Origin of the sequence: Microbacterium sp. CFBP 13617, from assembly GCF_014839445.1 — a bacterium.
In the GTDB taxonomy this organism is placed as follows: Bacteria; Actinomycetota; Actinomycetes; order Actinomycetales; family Microbacteriaceae; genus Microbacterium.
In genome coordinates, this window is sequence record NZ_JACYNW010000001.1 from 280,988 (window position 1) to 302,354 (window position 21,367).

Annotated in this window: 17 protein-coding genes and 1 pseudogene; 11 read left to right on the plus strand and 7 right to left on the minus strand. The window is 71.2% G+C overall.

The annotated features are described in order from the left end of the window. Nucleotides 1-2 precede the first annotated feature (2 nt). The gene (locus IFU40_RS01130) at nucleotides 3-4,340 is read right to left on the minus strand and encodes a LamG-like jellyroll fold domain-containing protein (protein WP_191925097.1); all 4,338 of its coding nucleotides are present in this window, start codon (nucleotides 4,338-4,340) and stop codon (nucleotides 3-5) included. Nucleotides 4,341-4,531: 191 nt separating this feature from the next. On the opposite strand from IFU40_RS01130, the gene IFU40_RS01135 reads away from it, so the two are divergent. The 6 genes from IFU40_RS01135 (at nucleotide 4,532) to ypfJ (ending at nucleotide 11,976) form a co-directional block, all read left to right on the plus strand. Beyond that, nucleotides 4,532-6,715 (plus strand): glycoside hydrolase family 36 protein, encoded by a 2,184-nt coding sequence (locus tag IFU40_RS01135; protein WP_191925098.1) that lies wholly within the window; start codon nucleotides 4,532-4,534, stop codon nucleotides 6,713-6,715. After that, nucleotides 6,712-8,031, plus strand: a complete 1,320-nt coding sequence (locus IFU40_RS01140; RefSeq protein WP_191925099.1) for an ABC transporter substrate-binding protein — start codon at nucleotides 6,712-6,714, stop codon at nucleotides 8,029-8,031. Before IFU40_RS01135 ends, IFU40_RS01140 begins: the two co-directional genes overlap by 4 nt. 65 nt (nucleotides 8,032-8,096) lie before the next feature. Next, nucleotides 8,097-9,035, plus strand: a complete 939-nt coding sequence (locus tag IFU40_RS01145; RefSeq protein WP_249404018.1) for a carbohydrate ABC transporter permease — start codon at nucleotides 8,097-8,099, stop codon at nucleotides 9,033-9,035. A gap of 8 nt (nucleotides 9,036-9,043) precedes the next feature. Continuing rightward, complete coding sequence (locus IFU40_RS01150; protein WP_191925100.1) at nucleotides 9,044-9,907, plus strand: carbohydrate ABC transporter permease; 864 nt, start codon at nucleotides 9,044-9,046, stop codon at nucleotides 9,905-9,907. 29 nt (nucleotides 9,908-9,936) lie between these two features. Further along, a complete protein-coding gene (locus tag IFU40_RS01155; protein WP_055935386.1) occupies nucleotides 9,937-10,971 on the plus strand; it encodes a LacI family DNA-binding transcriptional regulator in 1,035 nt (344 codons plus the stop codon). A 129-nt stretch (nucleotides 10,972-11,100) separates the two neighbouring features. Beyond that, nucleotides 11,101-11,976, plus strand: a complete 876-nt coding sequence (gene ypfJ / locus IFU40_RS01160) for a KPN_02809 family neutral zinc metallopeptidase (RefSeq protein WP_191925101.1) — start codon at nucleotides 11,101-11,103, stop codon at nucleotides 11,974-11,976. A gap of 129 nt (nucleotides 11,977-12,105) precedes the next feature. Here the strand turns inward: ypfJ and IFU40_RS17290 are convergent. From IFU40_RS17290 to IFU40_RS01185, 5 genes and pseudogenes are all read right to left on the minus strand, one after another. Continuing rightward, a pseudogene (locus IFU40_RS17290) lies at nucleotides 12,106-12,666 on the minus strand (copper resistance CopC family protein); the annotation flags it as partial. 2 nt (nucleotides 12,667-12,668) lie between these two features. After that, nucleotides 12,669-13,418, minus strand: a complete 750-nt coding sequence (locus IFU40_RS01170; protein ID WP_191925102.1) for a YcnI family copper-binding membrane protein — start codon at nucleotides 13,416-13,418, stop codon at nucleotides 12,669-12,671. Nucleotides 13,419-13,483: 65 nt separating this feature from the next. Further along, nucleotides 13,484-14,086: a hypothetical protein gene (locus IFU40_RS01175; protein ID WP_055935380.1), complete on the minus strand. Its 603-nt coding sequence runs from the start codon at nucleotides 14,084-14,086 to the stop codon at nucleotides 13,484-13,486. 108 nt (nucleotides 14,087-14,194) lie between these two features. Beyond that, the gene (locus IFU40_RS01180) at nucleotides 14,195-15,448 is read right to left on the minus strand and encodes a wax ester/triacylglycerol synthase domain-containing protein (RefSeq protein WP_191925103.1); all 1,254 of its coding nucleotides are present in this window, start codon (nucleotides 15,446-15,448) and stop codon (nucleotides 14,195-14,197) included. A 121-nt stretch (nucleotides 15,449-15,569) separates the two neighbouring features. Next, complete coding sequence (locus tag IFU40_RS01185; RefSeq protein WP_191925104.1) at nucleotides 15,570-16,658, minus strand: VanZ family protein; 1,089 nt, start codon at nucleotides 16,656-16,658, stop codon at nucleotides 15,570-15,572. A gap of 79 nt (nucleotides 16,659-16,737) precedes the next feature. On the opposite strand from IFU40_RS01185, the gene IFU40_RS01190 reads away from it, so the two are divergent. The 3 genes from IFU40_RS01190 (at nucleotide 16,738) to IFU40_RS01200 (ending at nucleotide 20,368) form a co-directional block, all read left to right on the plus strand. Next, on the plus strand, nucleotides 16,738-17,592 hold the full coding sequence (locus IFU40_RS01190; protein ID WP_191925105.1) for a serine hydrolase domain-containing protein: 855 nt from the start codon (nucleotides 16,738-16,740) through the stop codon (nucleotides 17,590-17,592). Nucleotides 17,593-17,758: 166 nt separating this feature from the next. Then, nucleotides 17,759-19,801, plus strand: coding sequence for an APC family permease (locus IFU40_RS01195; protein ID WP_191925534.1), 2,043 nt, complete (start codon nucleotides 17,759-17,761; stop codon nucleotides 19,799-19,801). A gap of 198 nt (nucleotides 19,802-19,999) precedes the next feature. Then, nucleotides 20,000-20,368, plus strand: coding sequence for a PLD nuclease N-terminal domain-containing protein (locus tag IFU40_RS01200; protein ID WP_070408789.1), 369 nt, complete (start codon nucleotides 20,000-20,002; stop codon nucleotides 20,366-20,368). A gap of 33 nt (nucleotides 20,369-20,401) precedes the next feature. Here IFU40_RS01200 and arfB read toward each other — a convergent pair whose 3' ends face one another. Further along, complete coding sequence (arfB, locus tag IFU40_RS01205; RefSeq protein ID WP_055935366.1) at nucleotides 20,402-20,839, minus strand: alternative ribosome rescue aminoacyl-tRNA hydrolase ArfB; 438 nt, start codon at nucleotides 20,837-20,839, stop codon at nucleotides 20,402-20,404. A 266-nt stretch (nucleotides 20,840-21,105) separates the two neighbouring features. Here arfB and IFU40_RS01210 point away from each other — a divergent pair, with 266 nt between their 5' ends. Then, a complete protein-coding gene (locus IFU40_RS01210; RefSeq protein WP_156458676.1) occupies nucleotides 21,106-21,270 on the plus strand; it encodes a hypothetical protein in 165 nt (54 codons plus the stop codon). Beyond that, nucleotides 21,270-21,356, plus strand: coding sequence for a K(+)-transporting ATPase subunit F (gene kdpF, locus IFU40_RS01215; RefSeq protein WP_181016022.1), 87 nt, complete (start codon nucleotides 21,270-21,272; stop codon nucleotides 21,354-21,356). Before IFU40_RS01210 ends, kdpF begins: the two co-directional genes overlap by 1 nt. Nucleotides 21,357-21,367 lie beyond the last annotated feature (11 nt).

A 21,367-nucleotide genomic window follows, 5' to 3' on the forward strand; every position in this document is an offset into this window, starting at 1 on the left:
TTTCAGCTCTGCGCGGCGTACGGCGCCTCGACGCTCGAGGTGACGCGCGTGCCGTCGATCGTGCCGGTGGCCGTCACCGTGGCTTTCCCGGCGGGGATCGACGCCTTCCCCGAGTTGATGACGGCGCTGACCTTCTTGCCCGGCTGGACCGCGGTGAACGACTTCTTGCCGTAGCCGGTGACCACCTCGACATCCACCGGGACTGCCGAGCGGTTCACGACCTCGACGGCGACGTACGCCTTGCCGGCGATCTTGCGGGTGGAAGCGGCCGCGTCCACCTTCAGAGGCGGCGCGACGGTGAAGCTCGCCGAGGGCGGAGACGCGGGCGAGGAGCCTGCTCCATTCACCGCCGTGACGCGAGCCGTCCACGCGCCGACCCGCAGATCGGCGACCTCGACGGACATGCGCGCCTGCAGGTTCTCGGTGACGGTGACGGTGCGTCCCGCGCCTCCGTCGGCAGGGGTGAGCTGAACCACGTAGGAGCTGATCGCGGACCCGTTGGCGGCGGGGGCGTCCCACTCGACGGTGGCTTTCGCGCCCGTGACGGAAGCCGTCGGCGCCGCCGGGGCTGCGGGAGCGGTGACGGCCACTCCATCGGTCTCCAGGACCAGCGGAGCGAATGCGATCCAGTCCACATCGGGGGCGATCGCGTAGCCGTCGAGCACCACCTGGTCCTGTTGGCTCGTGCGTTCGTCGATCACGAGCGTCTGCTTCGTGTTCCCGAAGGTCACCGCACCGTCGCCGCTCGCCAGGTTGACCGGCATGACGGCCTCCCAGAAGTTGTTCGCGGTGTAGGTGTAGCGGAACGTGGAACGCCCCACCAGACCGTCGTGACCGGCTTCCTGCGCCTGCAGCCCCAGATCGACGACCTGCGGGTTGTAGTCGTGACGACCCTCGATGTCGTCGTTCGAGTAATGCACGATCGCGTTGTACGCGCCCGCACTATCGAAGCCGGCGCCCCGCGGGATGGTCAGGGTTCCCTCGTTGGCCGCGTCGGTGTCGGTGATACCGAGACCCGTGACGTACCCGGAGCCGGAGCCGTTGGTCAGTTCCGACCCGAAGCCCTTGGAGACAGCGGTGCCACCGAGCGTGGCCTTCGCGGCATCCTCGACCTCGACCTTCACGATCGCGGCGTCGCCCTCGACCGCGCGGGTCGTGGTGAGCGCGCTCACACGTGCTCCGCCGGTGCTGCGCAGCTCGATCTCGCTGATGCCCTCGGGCAGGTGGATGCGAGCGCTCGTCTGACCGGACGCGAACGTCGTGGCGAGGCGGCCGTTGACCGTGAGGCCCAGGTCGGTGCCCGCCCAATCGACGACGACGTCGTAGTACCCCGACTCGTCGGCCGAGGGGTACACGTCGACACGGTCGCCCGCGCCGATCGTCGCCACTCCGCCCGCCAGCGTCGCGGCGCCCGCGAGACGCAGGGTCGTCGCGGGGTACTCGGCGCGCTGTGCGTTGGTGTCGACGCCCACGCGCGTGAGCTCGACCCGGTCGACGGTGACGCCGCCGTCCGCTCCCGCGCCCGGCAGGACGCTCTGACCGTCGCGGCTGGTGCGCAGGCTCAGGGTGTGCGTGCCCGCGGTGAGGGTGACGTACACCTCGGCGGTGCCGCGTGCGGTGCCGCGCACGTTGTCGGGCTTGACCGCGTTGGCGCCGTACTGCACCGTGGCAGCACTCGAACCGTCGACGAACAGGGCGTGCTGGGCCGCGCGACCCGGAGTGGCTGCGAGCACGGTGTAGCGGTAGGTGCCGGGCTCGGTCACCTCGACCTGCCAGTCGAGGCGGGCGTCGGCTCCGGTCAGACCCGTGACGTCGCGGTCGCCCGAGAGGCGATAGCCGCCGCCCGGCTGCGAACGCACCGCGCCGCCGGTGATGGCCAGGTCCTCGGCCTCCGACCACTGGTGCGGCGCTTGCTCAGCAGCTGCGGCCTCGACATCGCGTCCGGTCGCCGGGGTGATGACCACCTGGTACGCGGCGCTCGCGCTGGCGGAGGGCACGCGCACCTGAACGGTGCCGTCGGCGACCGCGGTGTCGTCGTAGGCGGCGACGACGCGCGGGGTGTCGGCGATACCGTCGGTCCCCGACACGAGGACCTCGCGGACCTCGATGTCGACGGAGTCCCCAAAGGTGTCCTTCGACACTCCGCGCACGGTCAGCAGACCGTCGCGGCCCTGTTCGACCCCGCCGACGATGATCTGGGCGCGACGGTGGGAGTCGTCGACGGCCGCGATCGCCTTCTCACGGTTCGTCGTGACCTCGGCGGTCTGCGAACCGTGCAGGTCGCCGTACCACTTGAACATCCACCATCCGCCGTTGGCGGCGTTGACCTTCGCCTGGTTGTCGGAGAGCGTTCCGGATGCCGTCCAGTACGCCGTCTGCGCGTCGATCTTGGCCGCCTCGAAGCTGGCGAACCAGCGCAGCAGGTTGGCCGGAGAGCTCATGTCGTTGCTCGCGCCGTACTCGGTGATGTTGACCCGGGGGATCTTGTCCTCGGCGATACCGAGGTCCCGCGCGTATTGACGGAAGGCGTTCGTGCGCTCCGGCATCCACTGATAGCCCCGCAGCTCGTGCCAGACGTAGATGTCGGGGACGGTGTCGGTGGCGATCGCCGAGCGCAGGAAGGCCTTGATATTGCCCTCACCGCGCCACGCGGCGTCGCCGGGGCCCGCGATGAGAGGCCGACTCAGTCCGTGCTTGGCGTAGACGTCAGTGATGACCTTCCAGGCCGCGGCCCAATCGCTCGCCCCTCCCGGAGTGAAGCTGTGGGACTGCCCGCCCTGCTGCAGGTAGCGGTAGTAGAGGTCGTCGGAGTTCAGCCACTGCAGATCGAGCTCGTTGAAGGGGATGAAGACGTACTTCTCGGGGTCGTCCGCACCGGTGGCGACGGCCTCCGTCACGATCTCGAGCACCTCGAGGTAGTCCCACAGCCCGTTGCCGCCGGCCGTCCACTCCGAGGTGAGCTTCCCGTTCGCGTCGCGCACGTACGTGCGGTCGTCGCCGGGACGGACTCCGCGGTTGTAGGGCCAGTCGGGGTAGTAGTCCTGCGTGTAGATGTAGAGGTCTTCGCCGTGCTTGTCGAAGAAGGTGTCCTCGATGTTGAAGGCGTCACCGCCCGGGTGCTGCGTGCCGAACGGTGGCTTCTGCGACACGTTCGTCATGGCGGCGCCGTTGACGAGCGCCTGCGTGGGCGACTGCTCGTCGCCGAGGCCGTACAGGGTGCCCGATGCGCCGCCGCGGAAGTCGCCGGTGCGGCGGCCGAGGTCGGCCACGATCTCTTCGGTGGGTCGCGCGCCGACGGTGACCGTGGCGGTGACGGCACGGTCGGTCCCCGCGACGACCCCGGCAACGGTGAAGGTCTTTCCCGCGGTGGAGTACTGGGATGCCGCGACGGCGTCCCAGCGGATGGCGGCGTCGGTCTGCAGACCGGACTCCCGGGTCACTCCGACACGGGCCGGAAGGACGGGCGCCTGGCCCGCGGTCGTGGCGATCTGCCAGGAGGTCTGCGCCACAGCGGTGACCGGCCCGGCTGACTGCGCGAAGCCGTCGGCCACCTGCTCGGGGGTGAGGGCGGCATCGTAGATCGAGAAGTCGTCGAACTCGCCGCCGAAGAGCGCCGCCCACTGCGGTGCCCACGGCACGCGTCCGATCAGACCCGACCGCGTGCTCGCCGACGCACTCAGCGTGTTGAAGTCGACCGCTGCCGCCTCGCGGCGGACGAGTTCGCCGTTGATGTAATACGAGAGCGTCTCGCCGTCGGCGACGGAGGTGATCTGCGTCCACGCCCCCGCGGTCAGTGGGACCGGCGAGACGGCCTTGACCTCGGTACCGGAATTGGCGGCCGCCTTGGACTGCCCGCCTTCGTTGGGGACGTAGTACAGGCCCCAGTTGTCGCTCGGCAGCGCGTCACTGCCGACGATGTAGGCCCACGGGAGGTTGCCGGAGTTGCGGCCGTCCCACTTGATCCAGGTCGACACGGTGAGCGCATCCACCCCGTCGAAGAGACCGGCGGGGATGTCGAGGTAGGGCGCCGCCGTGCTCGAGGAGTTCTGGGCGCCGCCGGGGAAGAGGCCGGAGGCACCCGAGGAGGCCGTGGGGCCGGTCCCGCGGGCGAGCGAGGCGGCGTTGCGCACGCGCGCGTCGAAGGCGGATCCCTTCGTGCCGGAGTTGGCGATGGTGGATGACGTCGCACCGCCGTCGAAGGTGTACTTCACCATGGGTGCGGGTGCGGTGGTCTCGGCCGACGCGGGAGCCGCGCCGATGAGGCTCAGGACCAGCGGAGCGGCAGCGCAGAGGGCGACCGCCTGCCGCCGGAGCGGATAGGGGTGGGGCTTCGTGCTCATCATTCCTCGTCGTCGAGTGGAAGGGCAGGGCGCGATCAGATCTGATAACGCTTTCAAGGCGAGATCATAAGGTGACGCCGCGCTCGGAGGCAAGGCGTGACGCCGCATTCTTGATAACGGTTTCACGTTGGTGTTGATAACGCTTTCAGAATGGGTTAGCGTCCCTCTCGTTCGACACGACGGAGAGACGAATGACGACGACGCATCCCCCGACCACCGGGGCGACCCCCGCCCGCCTGCAGTGGGGCACCGACACGCTGTCGCTGGATCTGCAGTGGGACGACGAGCACCCGGTGACGTGCGCGGGCTACGTCACCCGTTCCGGCCACCACCGCGTGCACCGCGTACCGCTCGTCGAGATCCTCACCGCCGACGCCGGCCACCGCCCCGCGTCAGGGCGCCTCGCGCACACCGAGCACGGCGCCCGTCTCCGCTACGTCGACCACACCGAGACGGCCAGCGGCGATGCGCGCACGCTGACCCTGCGCCAGCGCTCGGCCGACCTTGAAGCGACCATCGAGCTCACGACGCGCGACGGCGTCGCTGCGATCACCAGCCGCGTGCGCGTCGTCAACGTCGGTACCGGGCGCATCGTCCTGCGCGCGGTCGCCTCGTGGGTCGCGGGGTTCACCGAGCGCGACGGCGTCGACGACGCCCTCGCAGGCTGGGATCGCATCACCGGGACCAGCGACTGGCTGGGAGAGGGACGGTGGACACGCACGCCCCTGCGCGGCCCCGACTTCGTGCCCCTCGCCGAGCACCTCACCGGGCACAACCCCCGGGGAGCGTTGAGCGCGGTCTCGACCGGCACCTGGTCCACCGCGCAGCACCTGCCCACCGGCATCCTGGAATCCTCCGCGGCGGGCCTGGCGCTGGCATGGCAGATCGAGCACAACGGCGCCTGGCGCTGGGAGATCGGCGAGGACACCTCGGGCGGATACCTCGCCCTGTCGGGTCCGACCGACGCCGACTCGGGGTGGACGCGCGTGCTCGACCCCGCCGAGGGTTTCGTCAGCGTGCCGGTGACCATCGCGGTCGGTGACTCCGCGGGTGCGACCGTCGATGCGTTGACCGATCACCGACGCGCCACCCGCCGCGACCACCCCGACAACGTCGCCATGCCGGTCGTGTTCAACGACTACATGAACACCCTCGACGGCGACCCCACCACCGAGAAGCTGCTGCCGCTGATCCGCGCCGCCGCCGACGTGGGCGCCGAGGTGTTCTGCATCGACGCCGGGTGGTACGACGACTCCGGCTTCTGGTGGGACACGGTCGGTGCGTGGGAACCCTCGACGACGCGGTTCCCCGGGGGACTCGGCGAGGTCATCGACGCCATCCATGCGGCCGGCATGGTCGCAGGACTCTGGCTGGAGCCGGAGGTGGTCGGCATCCGCAGTCCTCTCGCCGACGCCCTCCCCCGCGATGCGTTCCTGCAGCGCAACGGCGAGCGCGTCGTCGAGCACGACCGCTTCCACCTCGATCTGCGCCACCCCGCGGCGCGCGGTCACCTCGACGCCGTCGTCGACCGCCTCGTCGCCGACTTCGGCGTGGGGTTCTTCAAGATGGACTACAACATCAACCCCGGCCCGGGCACCGACCGCGATTCCGACAGCGTCGGCGACGGATTGCTCGAACACAACCGGGCGGTCCTGGACTGGCTCGACGGGGTGCTCGATCGGCATCCGACCCTCGTGATCGAGAACTGCAGCTCGGGCGCGATGCGCATGGACTACGCGATGCTCTCGCGGTTGGCGATGCAGTCGACGTCCGACCAGCAGGACTTCCGCAAGTACCCCCCGATCGCGGTCGCCGCGCCCCTGTCGATCCTCCCCGAGCAGGCGGCGAGCTGGGCCTACCCTCAGCCCGAGATGGATGCCGAGGAGTCGACGTTCTGCCTCGTCACGGGCCTGCTCGGACGCTTCTACGTCTCGGGCCACCTCAACCGCATGGATGCCGCACAGCGCGAGCGGGTGGCGTCGGCCATCGCCGTGGCGAAGGACCTGCGTGCCGAGATCGCGACATCGCACCCCGACTGGCCGCTCGGCCTCCCCCGCTGGGACGACGCCTGGCTCGCCCTCGGTCTGCGCACCGGTGACGGCGAGATCGTCTCGGTCTGGCGGCGCAGCGGCCCCGATGAGATCACGCTCTCGTTCCCCCACCTCGTCGGCTCCGACGTCGAGGTGACCACGGTCTTCCCCCTGGACCTCCCCGCCTGGCACACCGAATGGGATGCCGGAACGGGAACCCTCCACGTGCGCGGCACCGATGGCCCCCTCGCCGCGCGCACCCTGCGTCTGTCGACACGGCCCACCGGTTCGACACCGACGCCCGCACCAGATCACACTGATCACATCCAAGGAGCAATTCAATGAAGAAGCGGTTCATCGCCGCCGCGGCGCTCACCACCGTCGCGGCCCTCGCACTCGCCGGCTGCTCGGACCCGGGAGCCGGCGGCGGCGCCGCCGCCGGTCCTGCCGACTGGCCCGCGCAGGACACGAAACTCGACGGCACCACCCTCACGATCTGGGCCGCGCAGAACTCGAACACGGTGCCCGACAGCGTCGTGAAGGGATTCGAAGCGGCCACCGGCGCGAAGGTCGACGTCGTGACGATCCCCGACCCCTACGAGCAGAGCGTGCAGACCAAGGTGGCCACGGGCGACAAGCCCGACCTGGCCTTCTGGCAGCCGACCGCGTCGCAGCTCACCGCGCTGAACGCCTCGACCAACCTGCAGTCGCTCGAGGGGGCACCGTTCGTCGACGCCTACACCCCGGCGCTCAAGGACATCACCGGCATCCTCGACGGCACCCGCTACGCGGCGCTCATCAGCACCCCCGCCGTCGAAGGCGTCTACTACAACAAAGAGGTGTTCGCGAAGGCGGGCATCACCACGACGCCGGGCAACTGGGACGAGTTCCTCGCCACCGCGCGCCAGCTGAAGGCCGCGGGCGTCACGCCCTTCTTCGACTTCGGTGGCGGCACCCCCTGGGCCACGCAGTGGTGGGTTCAGGTGCAGTTGGCCGACGCCGCCAAGGACGGCCTGTGGGATCGCGTGAACGCGAACGAGGAGAAGTTCACCGGCCCCACCATCCAGGGGGCGATCGACACGTACGACGGCCTCATCAAGGAGGGGCTGTTCAACGCCGACCTCAAGACCGCGACCTTCGAGGACCAGGGTCCGGCGCTGCTCTCGGGCGACGCGGCCATGGCGGTGCAGGTCAACTCGTACTTCGGCCAGCTGCAGTCGCTCGCCGACACCGCCGAGCTGAACGAGAAGATCGGCTTCTTCCCCATCTCGCCCTCGGGCAACGTCGGCACCTTCATCCCCGACCAGGCGAACGCCCTCGTCGCGTTCAAGACCGGGGATGCCACCCGCGAGGCCGCCGCTCGTCAGCTGCTGTCGTACTGGCTCGGCGACGGGTACCAGGACTTCGTGAACGCGCAGAAGACGGTGTCGCTTCAGACGGGCGTGTCGTCGTCGTCGGAGGTGCCCGACGCGCTGCTGTCGGTCAGCGACTCGCTCGGCTCCGCGGTGCCCTCGATGCAGGCCCAGGCCGTGGCGAACCCCGACCTCTACCTCAACCTCGGTGACATGATCCAGGGCACGAAGACGCCCACGGAGGTCGCGGAGGCCACTCAGGCGCAGTTCGAAGAGCTCGCCAAGGCCATCGGCACACCCGGCTTCTGACACCCACCCGGGGCGCCGGGACCCGACCCGGCGCCCCACCCCTTCTTCTCGGCGAGGAGCACAGAATGACTTCGACCCTCGAGCGTCCCCGCGCGGTGACGCCGCCGCCGCGTTCGGCGCACGTCCCCTCGCGAGGACGACACAAGAAGGATCACCCCCTGTGGTTCCTTCTGCCCGCCCTCGCCGTCCTCGTGGTGTTCTTCGCCGTGCCGACGGTGTTCAACTTCGTCTACGCCTTCACCAACTGGTCGAGCTTCAAGAGCTCGATCGACTTCATCGGCACGGGCAACTTCGTCTCGCTGTTCTCCAACGGGGCGCTCGTGAACGCCCTGACGGTCACCCTCGTCTACGCCGTGCTCGTCGCGGTGTTCCAGAACCTCTTCGGCCTGGCCCTCGCGCTGCTGCTCGAACGGGACACACGGACCAACCGCGCTCTGCGGGTCGCCTTCTTCGTGCCGGTGATCATGTCGGCCCTCGCGGTCGGCTACATCTTCCAGGCGATGCTCAAGCCCGATGGCGCGCTCAACGGCATCCTGAGTGCGATCTCGGGCCAGAACATCGACGTCGCGTGGCTGGGCAGCACGACCTGGACCATCGTCGTGGTCGCCCTCATCCACGCGTGGAAGTGGATGGGACTGTCGATGCTGATCTACCTCGCCGGCCTCAAGACGATCAGCGACGACGTGCTCGAAGCCGCTCGCCTCGACGGGGCGGGCTGGTGGACCACCTTCCGCCGCATCCGCTTCCCCCTGATCGCTCCCGCGGTCACCTTCAACGTCGCCACCGCGCTGCTGGGCTCGATGAACGGCTTCGACATCGTGCAGGCGACCACCGCCGGAGGCCCCGGCGGCACCACCGAGCTCCTCAACATCTTCATCTTCCGCACCTTCGGCCAGGGGCTCTTCGCCCAAGCCACGACCATGAGCCTCGTGCTCTTCCTCGTCGTGGCCGTGCTGGCCTTCCCCGTCATCCGGATTCTGCGCAAGCGGGAGGACGTGCTGTGACTCAGACCATGACCCTCACCACCGGTCGCGCCGGCCGCCCGCCCCGGCGCCGCACGCCGCTCGCGCGCTGGCTCCAGCCGGTCGCGGCGATCGTCGCCGCGGTGGCGCTGCTGGGCGTGCCCTTCTACCTGGCCATCGTCACGGCATCCAAGACGCAGGCAGAGGCGTTCGTGCCGACCCTCGCCCTCCCCTCGCAGTGGCGGCTGTTCGACAACTTCGCCACCGTCATCGGCGACGGCCGCATGCTGGCCGCGTTCGGGGGCAGCGTCCTGGTGATGGTGCCCGCGGTGCTGGGCGTGCTGATCCTCGGGTCGATGGCCGCGTGGATCCTCGGTCGCCGACGCTCGCGCGGCCTGGCCTTCGTCTACGCCCTCGCCATCAGCGGCATCGTGCTGCCCCCGGCGGTCGTGACCATCGTGCTGCTGCTGCGCCAGCTCGGTCTCGCCGGCACCGCCGTCGGAATGATCGGGGTGTACATGGGCATGTACATGTCGACGGTGATCTTCTTCGTCACCGGATTCGTGCGCACCATCCCGCTCGAGCTCGAAGAGGCGGCCCGCGTCGACGGCGCCTCGCCGGTGCGCGTCTTCATGAAGATCATCCTGCCGCTGCTCATGCCGGTGCTCGCCACCGCGACGATCCTGATCTGCCTGTACATCTGGAACGACGTCTTCTACGCGCTGTTCGTGGTGGGCGGTCGGCTCGACACGCTGCCGCTGAATCTGTACCAGGTGGCGAGCGCCGGTCTGTACCTTCAGAATTGGCATCTGATCTTCGCCTACATCATTCTGATGAGCCTGCCTCTGCTGATCACCTTCATGGTGGCCCAGCGCAAGATCATCTCGGGCATCACCAGCGGCGCCGTCAAATGACCTTCGCCGCTCCACACCGACGGAGCACGATGGACACCCCCCGCACGAAAGCGGCGACGATCGCCGACGTGGCGGCGCGCGCGGGGGTGTCCGTTCCCACGGTCTCGCGGGTGCTCACGGGCGCGGCGAAGGTGAGCACGTCGAAGCGCGAGGCCGTCGAGGCGGCCATCGCGGCCCTCGACTTCCGCCCCAGTGCCGCCGCCCGGGTGCTGGCGTCGCGCAAGGCCCAGGTCATCGCGGTCATCGCCGGAGACACGTCGCAGTACGGCTACGCCGAGACCATCCGCGGTATCGAAGAGGCCGCCCGCGCCGAGGACTACACGGTCATGATCACCGTCGTCGAGAGCACCGACGAGGGCGAGATCGACCGGGCGATCGCCGCGACCCTGGCGCAGCCGCTCGCGGGCGTCTGCGTGCTGAAGTTCGACCCGCCCGGTGTCGCCGCCCTGCACCGCATCCCGGTGTCGTTGCCGCTGGTCGCGCTGTCGGGGGTGCGCGAGTCGGGTCTGCGGCAGGCGGTGCTCGACGAGTCGCGCGCGGCCGAAGAGCTCACCGACCACCTGCTCGATCTGGGGCACGCCACCGTGCACCACGTGCGCGTGCCGCCGTCGCGCCGCGAAGACGGGCGCACGACCGGCTGGCGACGAGCCCTCAAACGTCGCGGTGCGGTCATCCCCGCGCTCAGCGACGCGACCTGGGACCCGCGGTCCGGGATCGAGATCGGTCGGCGGCTCGCCGAGGATCCCTCGGTCACCGCCGTGTTCTGCGGCAACGACGAGATCGCCATGGGCGTCATCCGCGGGATCGTGGCCTCGGGCCGCCGGGTTCCCGACGACATCTCTGTGGCGGGTTTCGACGACCACCCGCTCTCCGCGCTGTGGACGCCGCCGCTCACGACGGTGGATCAGGACTTCGCCGGCCTCGGCCGCCGCGGCCTGCAACTGCTGCTCAACGAGATCGCCGGCGAGACCGGGCGTCGCTTCTCGTCGGAGCGGCCCCAGCTCGTCGTGCGCGAGAGCACCGCGCCCCCGCCCGCCGACGCGGCGGTGCGACGCATCGTCTGAGGCCCCCGGGTTCTGACGGCTCCCGTGGGCTCGACGTCCTCGGCGCGCCACGCCCGCACGCGGAAGCAGGGGCGGCCGAGAAGTCCAGCCCCTGCCGGCGCGGACCCCACCCCGGTTACGGTGACGGACGTGACCTTCAACGACAACGCCCGCGTCGGCAACAACACCGCCAAGCGCCGCGGCGGCACGATCGCCGCGGTGGGCGGCGGAACGGTCGGCCTCGGGGCGATCGTGGTGCTGCTCTTCTCGCTGTTCACCGGCACCGACCTGACCGGGCTCATCGGCGGCGGTCAGGCGCCCGCGGCCCCCGCGGGTGGGGGCGAGGCCCTGGCGAGCTGTGAGACGGGCCAGGATGCCAACACCGACGACTCCTGTCGACTGGCGGCCGCCTCGCTGAGCGTCGACCAGTTCTGGCAGGAGCGCCTCGACGGGTACACCCCGCCGCAGCTGATCATCGTCGACGGCGCCACCTCGACGCAGTGCGGCACGGCCTCGAACGCCACCGGGCCCTTCTACTGCCCGCCGGAGCAGACGGTCTACGTCGACCCCACGTTCTTCGCCCTTCTGCGCGAGCAGTACGACACCACGGCGGGCCCGCTGGCCCAGCTGTACGTGCTCGCCCACGAATACGGCCACCACGTGCAGAACCTCACCGGCGTGATGGAGCAGTACCCGAACGACGGCACGGGTCCCGACAGCAACGGCGTGCGCACCGAGCTGCAGGCCGACTGCTACGCGGGGGCCTGGGTGGCCGCGGCGGGCGAGCAGGTCGACGAGGACGGCACCCCGTACCTCGAGCCGCCCACGCAGCAGCAGATCACGGACGCGCTGGCTGCGGCCTCGGCCGTCGGCGACGACCACATCCAGGCGGAATCGGGCGGGGCGATCAACCCCGAGAGCTGGACGCACGGCTCGAGCGAGCAACGTCAGCGATGGTTCGACACCGGGCGAGAGGGCGGCGTGAACGCCTGCGACACGTTCTCGGTGCCGGGGCAGAGCCTGTAGGTCGCAGCCTCTGCGGCCGGTGGGCTGTGCGTGCGAACCTGCGGCGACCGGAGCGCGCGGCACCATGGCGGCCGACGGCCCCGAGCTGGGCGTCTTTCTCGTCCCCCGGCGCCCGGGTGCGGCATCCCNACGTGTGCGCACGATGACGACGACCAGCACCCCGACGAGCACCACGACGCCGCCGCCGACCAGGAGCCCCACCGTGAGGCCCGACGGTCCGCCGGTCTCGGATGACGCGGACTCGGCCGGCGCAGCCGCGGAGCCGACGGCGCTCGCACAGGGCGAGTCGTCCGACCCCACGGACGTGCCCGCGGCGGTGGAGGTGAACGGGAAGGTCCCCGAGACCGGGTGCCCGTCGGACGACACCGCGCGCCACTCGACCGTGTAGTCGCCGGGTGCCCCCAGCTCGACGGGCACGCTCAGCGTGGGCCCGGCGAGCGCGACGCAGTCGGCCTCGTAGTGCCGACCGTCGGGTCCCAGCACGACGACGATGTTGCCGCCGTCGTACCCCAGCAGATTGGCGCTGAAGTCGAGGGTGACCTCCGACACCGTCGACACCGTGTCGCCGGAGGCGGGCGAGGTCGAGACCAGGCTGTCGTGCGCCGACGCGGCCTGAGCCCCGCCGAGCACGGCGCCCAGCGCGATCGCCGCGACCGCCAGGGAGCGCCCGAGGGCGCGCGGTGCCCGCACGGTCAGCTGCGCTTCGGGCGACGCGACAGGGCGAGGGCGCCGAGCACCGCTCCGGCGGCGGCGACGATCAGCGCGGCGATGCTGAGTCCCAGCGCGACACCCGACGAGTCGAATGCCGGGCCCGAGGCCGACGAGGCCTCACCGGCGTCGTGCTCGTGCGACGGCGCGGCGGACGCCGTGCCGTGGCTGTGCGCGCCCGTGGGAGGGGTGTCGTTGATGTAGAGCACCGGAGCCGGCTCGAGCGTGTCGTCGGCGGCGACCTCGTCGGGCGTCGCAGCCCAGTCGACGACCGATCCGTCGGAGTAGGTCTGCGCGGCGGGCAGCACCACGTGACCGGTGTCGGGCACGGGTCCCAGCACGGCCGAGAAGACCTGGAACTGGTCCTGAGCGATGCCGACGCCGGGGTCGGCCTGCCACACGATCTTCAGCGCGGCGTCGGTGAGGGTGTTGCCGTCGACCTCGACGGGCGCGGGCAGGGCGCCCCTCTCGACCGTGGCCGTCCAGCCCGGGACGGGCTGCACGAGCACGGCGCTCAGCGGTGTGTCGGTGGGCAGGGTGACCTCGAGCTTGACGGTGGACGCCGTCTCGGACTCGGTGGGAACGCGGAAGTTGACCGTGGCGTAGCTGCCCGGGGTGGCGGTGTCGGGGTTGACGGTGACGTGCGCGGATGCCGCGAGGGGGACCGCGATCGCGAGGGCCGCGCCGGCGGCGAGGCCGACGAGGGCACGACGAAGGAAGGGGGTACGGGACATGGTGCTGCTTTCTGACGGTGCGCGCGCGACGGTGTCGCGTCGCGCGAAAGGATGAGGGGTCGAGATCACGCCGCGAGCGGCGGACCCCGATGCCTCATCACCGACAGCACGGCGATACCCGTCGCGCGAAGCGGCGGCTCGGCCGCCGGGGCGGGAACGCTCACCGCCACCGGAGGCGACGCGACCGGCCGCAGGGCGCGGAAGGTCGCGAGCAGGAAGCCGGCGATGGCGCGCAGCGCGCGCTCGCCCGTTCCCAGAGCGAAGATCGTGAGCGCCGCGGCGCACGCGTGAGCGACCCACATCCACGGCGAATGCCCGCTGTGATCGGGGGGAAGCGAACCGGAGGCCGCGGCATCGAGGAAAGAGGTCACCGCGCCGTGGTGCCCCACCGGTGCGGCGGAGCCGCCCCCGCGCAGGTCGAGGGCGAGCAGCCCATGGAACACCGCCTGGCTGAGCACGACGGCGAGCGAGAGCCGCCGCCACGACAGGGAGCGGCCGGCCAGGAGCACGCACACGGGCGCGGCCAGGCACAGCGCCACCGCGATGTTCATCAGCGACGGCAGTTCAGCGGCGACGGAGGCGTGCGAGACGGTCGCGACGAAGGTCGCCAGGGTCGCCGCAGCGACTCCGCGTCCTGCGCGCTGGGCCCGCCCCGCTCTCGACGACATGCGCCTCCTTCTCGAAAAGCCTAAGTGCCCCGCGACCGGGCGGGTGCCGCCCCGCGCGCTCAGCGGCGCCGACGCCGAGCGATACGCGACCGTCTCAGCGCGCGCCGCTCACCGCGTGCCCGCGCGCAGGGCGTCCCACGTGTCGTGCGCGGCCTCGGCCAGCAGCTCGACGTCGGGCACGGCCTCGGGGTCGACGCAGAACCCCACCCCGAGCCAGCGGTCGTTCGAGATCGCGGCGACGCGCAGGGCGTGCCTCGGCCCCGGTTCCGACGACGTGTACACGTGGCCCACCCGGCGGCCGGCGACCGACACCGCCACGCGCGGCCCGGGCACGTTCGAGATGGCGAGAGCGAACTCACGCGGGTCGTCGGCGAGACCGCGCAGCAGCGCGCCGGCCGACCCGGCCGCGGCGAGCGCGTGGAACAGCTCGTCGAGGGCGCGCGCATCGTGGGCGTGCTTGCGGGCGCGGGTCTGGGCGCTGAGCAGGTCGAGCCGGCGCAGGTCGTCGGGCTCGTCGAGATGCAGGCCGACGTCGACGAACGAGTCGCGATTGCCGGATGCCGCGGCGTCCTCGCCGCGTTCGTGCAGGCTCACGGGAACCTGGGCGTTGAGCCGCGGCACGTGCCCGTGGTGCACGAGGCGGCGTCGCAGGGCCCCCGCGATGACCGTGAGCAGCACGTCGTTGATCGTGGCGTGGTCGGCGCGCGAAGCGCCGACGGCGCGTGCCTCGGCGAGCGGCACGTCGACGAAGGCGAGGGCGCGGCGCGCGCTGATCGGGCGGTCGAACGGGGAGTGCGAGCCGGGGTGAGCGAGCTCGCGGGCGAGGGTCATCGGCATCCGTTCCCATTCGCTCCACCGCGTCGGGCGGGCGTCGGGATCACGCAGGCCGACCTCGTGCGCCGGGGCGTCGTGCGGCTCGAAGATCACCGCCTCGAGGAAGCGCACGGCCGTGAGCCCGTCGGCGAGGGCGTGGTGCAGGCGCACCGCCACCGCCTCTCGACCATCGGCGAGGGGGCCGACGAGGTCGATGGTCCACAGCGGGCGGGAGCGGTCGAGGGGCTCCGACATGAGCCGGCCCACGACCGCGCGCAGCGCTGCGGGGTCATCGGCCGCGTGACGGCGCACGTGCTGCGCGACATCGACGTCGGTCGCCTCGATCCACGCCGGTCCGTCGCCGTCGTCGACGACCACCTGGAGCCCGCGCGGGAACGCCGACAGTCGGGCGGCGACGCTTTCACGCACCGCCTCGAGATCGAGGGCCTCACCGGGTTCGAGCACGAGCAGCTTCAGCGCATGCCCGCGCACGACCTCGGACTCCAGCGCCAGGATGCGTGCATCCGCGGCCGACAGCGGCTCCCCCATGCGGCCTACGGTAGCGGGCGGTTCGCGGCGGCGGTCGGCGCGGTCTCGCCCGTGTCCCGCCGAGGGAGCGGAACCCGGTGCACGCGCACGCCGTCGTCGACGCCGCGCAGACCGAGCCGGGTCACCCGGATGCGCTCGTGTCGACCGAGGGACTCACCACGCCCGCCCGATCGTCGACCAGGCGCCGGCGACCGATCCAGCCGGTGAGACCGCGGCCGTCGCGCCAGACCACGAGCAGTGCGCCGGTCACCAGCGCCAGCAGGAACGCCGCGATCGACCACGGCGCCGGCAGTGCCGCCAGCACCGCGTAGGCGCCCGCCCCGGTGAGGAATCGCAGCGGGCGGGCGACCCAGACCGGCAGGATGCCGTTCGTGAACCGCACGCGCGTCGCGAGGTCGCCGATCGACCGGCCGGTCACCAGCACGACCCCCAGCCAGAGCGCCGCGCCCGCCACCGTCCCGGCCCACGAGGCCGCCTCGTCGGTCGCGAGGGTGGCCGACTCGCCGAGCAGCAGCACCGTGACCGCCTGCACGAGCACCGACACCGCGACGCCGACGAGCGAGATGCCCACGACGTCGCAGACCAGTCCCAGCAGACGGCGGCGGCGGGTCACGGGGCGGGGCACCTCGGCATCCGGGCTCTTCGCCACCCCTCGATGCGCCGCGGGCACCGCGAAGGCGACCAGCGAGCCGAGCAGGGCCCCCGAGGTGTTCACGATCAGGTCGTCGACGTCGAACACGCGATACGCGCAGGGGAAGAGGCCCCACACGCCCGTCAGCTGCGTCGTCTCGATGAGTGCCGAGGTCGCGAGTCCCACGAGACCGGCGACCAGGATGCCGCGACCCCCGAGCACCCGCAGGAAGAAGCCCAGCGGAAGGAAGAGCAGCACGTTCAACGCCACCTGCAGCACCGTCGGATCGGTCAGGTAGCGCCCCGACACGGCGACGGCGGCGCGGATGTCGTCGACGAACTCGAACGGCCGCAGGTTGACTCCCGCGCAGCGGTAGAGGTCGTCGTCGGGCAGAGGAATGAGCGTGTACGTCCAGATCGCCCAGAAGTACACCGCCGCCCCCGCCCAGAGCAGCGTGCGCCAGAGCGTCAGACCCCCGCGGCGCCGGTAGCTCACGGCGACGAACGGCACGAGGGCGAGCACGGCGACCACCCCGCCCGCGATGACGGCGAGCAGCCCCGAGCCCACGATGTCGTTCACCCCGCGATCCTAGAGACCAGTGCGGCGTCGCCGCCCGACGACCCCGCGGGTTGACACGGCCCGCCCGTAGCCTGGAGGGATGACCCCGGCCCACGACCTGCGCGCGGCGCTCGTGCGCCACATCGACGACACCGGCTTCGTCGCCCACGGGCTGCACGTGCGCGTGGGCGACGACGTCGCCGAGCACCGCTGGACGCCCGACGGGCGCGAAGAGATCCACTCGGTCGCGAAGGCCGTGTGCGTGCTCGCGGCGGGGATCGCCGCCGCCGACGGGCTGCTCGATCTCGACGAGCCCGTCGCGGGCATCGTCCCCACCGCCGCGCCGGACGTGACCGTGCGCCACCTGCTGTCGATGTCGAGCGGCATCGACCTGCCGTGGTCGCCGACGATGATGACCGACTGGCCCGACCTCGCCGCCGAGTTCCTCTCGCGCCCGTCGCGCGGCCGCGTGTTCCAGTACTCGAACGCCAGCACGTACACCGCGATGCACGTGCTGGCCCACCGCACGGGCGACGTCGAGGAGTACCTGCGCCCCCGGCTGTTCGCCCCGCTCGGCCTCGCCGACCTCGCCTGGAAGCGCTGTCCCAACGGGCGCATCCTCGCCGGCGAGGGCCTCGCCCTGCGCACCGACGAGATGGCGCGCCTCGGCCTGCTGCTGCGCGACCGCGGCGTCTGGCAGGGCGAACGACTCGTCCCGGCCGAGACGGTGGATGCCCTTCACTCGGCCTGGATCGACACCGGCAGCCAGGGCGACGGGTACCGCCGGTACGCCCTGGCCGGGTGGGACGGACCCGGCGCCGCGTGGCGGCTGCACGGGGCGTACGGGCAGATGATCGTCTTCGCCGGCGACGCCGTCGTGACGATCAGCGCCGACGACCACGCCGGCGCCGACGCGGTCGCGGCATTCATCGCCGAGGCGGCGGTCCCGGCCTGACCCGCTGTCCGCGCGCCGAGCAGACCCGGCATCGGGTTGTCGCGTTGATCACGGTCTGACTGCCATGCGATGAACGACGTGCGCGTCGGATTGCGCCGCCCGTCCAGTGCGCGTAGTGTCACGCGCCGTGACTGAAGAAAGTCGCGAGCCCGGCGTCGAGACGCCGATGGCCAAGCGCATCCTTATCGGCGAGCCTTTGACGTCGGAAAAACTCGACGACCAGCTCCTGCCCAAGAAGATGGCGCTGCCTATCTTCGCCTCCGACGCGCTCTCCTCGGTGGCGTACGCCCCGCAGGAGCTCCTGATGATCCTGCTCATCGGCGGAACGGCCCTGCTGACCCTCAGCCCGTGGGTCGCGGTCGCCGTCGTGGTGCTCCTCATCGTGGTGGTGCTGAGCTACCGGCAGCTCATCAAGGCCTACCCCTCGGGCGGCGGCGACTACGAGGTCGCCAGCAAGAACCTGGGCGAAGTGCCCGGCGTGGTCGTGGCCGCGGCCCTGCTCGTGGACTACGTGCTCACGGTGGCCGTGTCGGTGGCATCCGGGGTCGACAACATCATCTCGGCGCTGCCGGAACTCAACCCGTTCCGCGTCGAGATCGCCGTCGGCTTCGTGATCCTCATCGTGATCGTGAACCTCCGCGGCGTGCGCGAGGCGTCGAGCGTCTTCGCCATCCCCACCTACCTGTTCATCGGGTCGGTCGGCGTGATGATCGTCGTGGGCCTCGCCCGCACGTTCCTCGGCGACGCTCCCGAGGCCTCGAGCGCCAACTACGCCGTGCAGGCCGAGTCGCTCACCCAGGCGGCGCTCATCCTGCTCGTGCTGCGCGCCTTCTCGAGCGGCTGCTCGGCGCTGACCGGGGTGGAGGCGGTGTCGAACGGCGTCCCCGCGTTCCGCAAGCCCAAGATCCGCAACGCGCAGACGACGTTGAGCCTCATGGGCGGCATCGCCATCGTGCTCTTCGCGGGTCTCACCGCTCTGGCGCTGATCTCGGGCGTGCACTACGCCGAGAACCCCTGCCACCTCATCGGCTTCGACTGCGCCAACAACCCGCAGCCGAGCCTCATGGCACAGGTGGCCGCGGCGACCTTCGGCATGGGCAGCATCCCGTTCTTCATCATCCAGGCCGCCACCGCGTGCGTGCTGCTGCTGGCCGCCAACACGGCCTTCAACGGCTTCCCGCTGCTCGGCGCAGTCCTGGCCCGCGACGGCTACGCCCCGAAGGCGCTCAACACCCGCGGCGACCGCCTCGTGTACTCGAACGGCATGATCATCCTCGGCATCGTCGCCATCGGCGTGCTGATCGTGTACCAGGCCAACCTCACCACGCTGATCCAGCTCTACATCATCGGTGTGTTCGTGTCGTTCTCGCTCGGGCAGATCGGCATGGTGCGGCACTGGCGTCGCGCTCTGCGCGAGTTCAAGCTCCTGCCCGCCGAGGCGGCGAAGCAGCAGTCCGCGGCCATCGAGCGCCGCTCCGCGATCTCGGGCCTGTGGATCAACTCCATCGGCGCCGCGATGACGGTGCTCGTGCTGCTGATCGTCACGGTCACGAAGTTCACCCACGGCGCCTGGCTGGTGTTCATCGCCATCCCGATCCTCGCCGTGCTGATGATCGGCGTGAACCGGTACTACCGCGACGTCGAGCACGAGATCCAGATGGACGACACCGTGCACTTCGGCTCGTCGGGCGACGTGGCGATCGTGCTGGTGAACCGCCTGCAGAAGCCCACGTCGAAGGCGATCGACTACGCCCTGGCCGCCAACCACGACAAGACCCTCGCCGTGCACGTCGCGATCACCGAAGAAGAGTCGGCGAGGCTGCAGCGCGACTGGGCCGAGCACGAGGTGCCCATCCCCCTCGTGATCATCGACTCGCCGTACCGCACGTACACCTCGCCGGTGTCGACGTTCATCAAGAAGTACCGCGAGAAGAACGGCTCGGCCATCGTCACCGTCTACCTGCCGCAGTACATCGTGGGGCACTGGTGGGAGTCGATCCTGCACAACCGGCGCTCGCGCCGCCTGGCGCACCAGCTCATGCTCGTGCACGGCGTCTCGATCACCCTCGTGCCGTGGCTGCTCGACTCGTCGGAGGTCATCTACGGTCGCCGCTCCCGCCCCCTGCCGGGCCAGCAGCGCGGCGGCCAGCCGGTGGACAACACCCCGACGCCGCGTTCGCGCAAGGCGCCGCCCCCCTCGGCATCCTGAGTCCCGTCCGACGCCCCCGCCCTCGTGGTGGGGGCGTCGGCGTTTCGGGCGGGCGCGGGCGCGGGCCAAACTCCTGAGAAATGCGGGGTTGGGCCGTCTCCGACCGCTCGGCACCGCGCGCGCAGCCGAAAAGTCAGGAGTTCGGCCCGCGCGACCCGTCAGTGGACGCGGCCGCGGCTCTGCGACAGGGTGGATGCCATGCCAGTACTCGCCCTGCTGACCGTCGCCGTCCTGGTGATCGCCCTGATCGACGTCATCACCCGGCGCGACGACCAGGTGAAACACCTGCCGAAGTTCGCGTGGATCTTCTTCATCGTGCTGCTGCCGCTGATCGGCTCGATCCTGTGGTTCGCGCTCGGTCGCGAGTACGAGGCGCGCTCCGCACCGATGTCGTTCGGCGACCCGCGCCGCTGGCAGAAGGACACGCCCGCCCCGGCGGCGCCGAGCGCCTCTCGCACCACGGAGCAGCAGATCGCCGACCTCGAGCGCGAGATGCACCTCGCCGACCTCGAGGAGCAGGTGCGCCGCCGCCGCGCCGAGGGCGGCTCCGCGGGCGCCGCCGGCTGACGCGGCGGAGCGGGCCGGGCCGGCCCTCCGACCTCAGTCGGTCGGCCGCCGACGCATCCGCTTCACGTCGGTGCGGCGCTGCTTGGCCTGCAGGCGGCGTTCCTTCGAGCCTCGCGTCGGCTTCGTCGCGCGGCGGGGAGGGGCGGGCGGTCGCACCGCCTCGGCGAGGATCGCGGCGAGCCGGTCGCGCGCGGCGTCGCGGTTGCGTGCCTGCGCGCGGTGCTCCGACGCCGCGATGGTCAGTACGCCGTCGACGAGGCGGTTCCCCAGGCGGTCCAGGACCCGCTCGCGCTGCGCGCGCGAAAGAGCGGTCGAGGCCGCGGCATCCCACATCACCTCCACCCGCGAGTCGGCGGTGTTCACTCCCTGCCCGCCGGGGCCCGACGAGCGCGAGAACCGCCACGACAGCTCGGACGCGGGGATCACGAGCGTCGCCGTGACCGCGACACCGGGACCGTCGGACGCGAGCATGACTCCATCATGCGCCCGGGCTGCTGCGCTGCGCGCGCACGACTCCTGCGCTACCCACCCCACCGCGCGGCCGCGAGCCCCGACACCCCGTTCTGCCGGAGTCGTGCAGCCCCCCGCGTAAGCGCGCCGTATGCGTCCGCCGCGCACCCGTAGGGAAACCGTGAGGACGCCCGGATGCCGAACCTCCCGCCGGTTGTATCGGAACACGTGCCGCCCCGCGGCGCCCGCGGTCCGCCCGCGGTTCTGTTCTCGATCCTGGAGTCGTCGTGCTCGATGCCGTCTTCCTCGCCGCGACCGTCGCGATCTTCGCGCTGGTCGCCCTCGTCGCGAAGGGGGTCGAGAAGCTGGGCCCCGAGGTCCGCGCCTCGTCTCCTCGCCCCACCCCGCCGTCTGCCCCAGCAGCCCGCGAGAACAGCGGGGACCGGCCGTGATGTTCTTCACGATCCTCGCCGCCGTGCTCGCGGTCGCCGCCGTGGTGTACCTCGTGGTCGCCCTCGTCCGCCCCGAGAAGTTCTGACGTGGACGCCG

Coding starts and splice junctions, on each gene's coding strand:
- IFU40_RS01130 (WP_191925097.1), bottom strand. CDS start 4,340: ATGAGCACGAAGCCCCACCCCTATCCGCTCCGGCGGCAGGCGGTCGCC.
- IFU40_RS01135 (WP_191925098.1), top strand. CDS start 4,532: ATGACGACGACGCATCCCCCGACCACCGGGGCGACCCCCGCCCGCCTG.
- IFU40_RS01140 (WP_191925099.1), top strand. CDS start 6,712: ATGAAGAAGCGGTTCATCGCCGCCGCGGCGCTCACCACCGTCGCGGCC.
- IFU40_RS01145 (WP_249404018.1), top strand. CDS start 8,097: ATGACTTCGACCCTCGAGCGTCCCCGCGCGGTGACGCCGCCGCCGCGT.
- IFU40_RS01150 (WP_191925100.1), top strand. CDS start 9,044: ATGACCCTCACCACCGGTCGCGCCGGCCGCCCGCCCCGGCGCCGCACG.
- IFU40_RS01155 (WP_055935386.1), top strand. CDS start 9,937: ATGGACACCCCCCGCACGAAAGCGGCGACGATCGCCGACGTGGCGGCG.
- IFU40_RS01170 (WP_191925102.1), bottom strand. CDS start 13,418: ATGTCCCGTACCCCCTTCCTTCGTCGTGCCCTCGTCGGCCTCGCCGCC.
- IFU40_RS01175 (WP_055935380.1), bottom strand. CDS start 14,086: ATGTCGTCGAGAGCGGGGCGGGCCCAGCGCGCAGGACGCGGAGTCGCT.
- IFU40_RS01180 (WP_191925103.1), bottom strand. CDS start 15,448: ATGGGGGAGCCGCTGTCGGCCGCGGATGCACGCATCCTGGCGCTGGAG.
- IFU40_RS01190 (WP_191925105.1), top strand. CDS start 16,738: ATGACCCCGGCCCACGACCTGCGCGCGGCGCTCGTGCGCCACATCGAC.
- IFU40_RS01195 (WP_191925534.1), top strand. CDS start 17,759: ATGGCCAAGCGCATCCTTATCGGCGAGCCTTTGACGTCGGAAAAACTC.
- IFU40_RS01200 (WP_070408789.1), top strand. CDS start 20,000: ATGCCAGTACTCGCCCTGCTGACCGTCGCCGTCCTGGTGATCGCCCTG.
- arfB (WP_055935366.1), bottom strand. CDS start 20,839: ATGCTCGCGTCCGACGGTCCCGGTGTCGCGGTCACGGCGACGCTCGTG.
- kdpF (WP_181016022.1), top strand. CDS start 21,270: ATGTTCTTCACGATCCTCGCCGCCGTGCTCGCGGTCGCCGCCGTGGTG.